Source organism: Candidatus Symbiopectobacterium sp. NZEC135, assembly GCF_025962695.1.
Map to the genome: position 1 here is coordinate 1 of NZ_JAGFPF010001527.1, position 517 is coordinate 517.

General features: G+C 58.4%; 1 protein-coding gene and 1 pseudogene. One reads left to right on the forward strand and one right to left on the reverse strand.

Translation table 11 applies throughout. The features are described from left to right. A partial coding sequence (locus J5224_RS35175; RefSeq protein ID WP_264629409.1) for a peptidylprolyl isomerase occupies positions 1-139 on the forward strand: 139 nt, incomplete at its 5' end. Positions 140-201: 62 nt separating this feature from the next. Here J5224_RS35175 and J5224_RS35180 read toward each other — a convergent pair. Further along, positions 202-517: pseudogene (locus tag J5224_RS35180) on the reverse strand (delta-1-pyrroline-5-carboxylate dehydrogenase); the annotation flags it as partial.

Consider the following 517-nt stretch of genomic DNA (forward strand, 5'->3'; position numbering starts at 1 on the left):
CAATCTGGGCGAGTTTCGTCAAGGCGATATGGTCCCTCCTTTCGACAAGGCGGTATTTTCCTGCGATCTGCTGAAACCCTTTGGACCGGTAAAAACCCAGTTCGGCTACCACATCATCAAGGTGCTGTACCGTAACTAAGCGTTTTGGCAACAGAGCGTGCTGTATTGTTGCGCCGCGCACACTGCGCGGCGCGTACCCTGTTATGACTCCGCCATCATCAGCAGGCTGGCATTTCCTCCCGCTGCCGCCGTATTCACGCTGAGCACACGTTCATGCCATAAACGCTCCAGCGGCAGGGTGTCACTGCCGGGCTCACACCCGAGCAAAGGAACAATCGCTCCCTCCCATTGCGCGAGCTGCTGGCCAACCTGACGCAGCATGTCGCTATCGCCGTGGCAGATAACCGCGCCAATCTGCTCACCGTCCTGTTGCCATTCCGGCGTAAAGCGAATGCGGCGCTGTACTTCCTGCGGCAAGCTGCGGGCAAGTTCACGTAACGCTGCGCTGTCAGGCCAT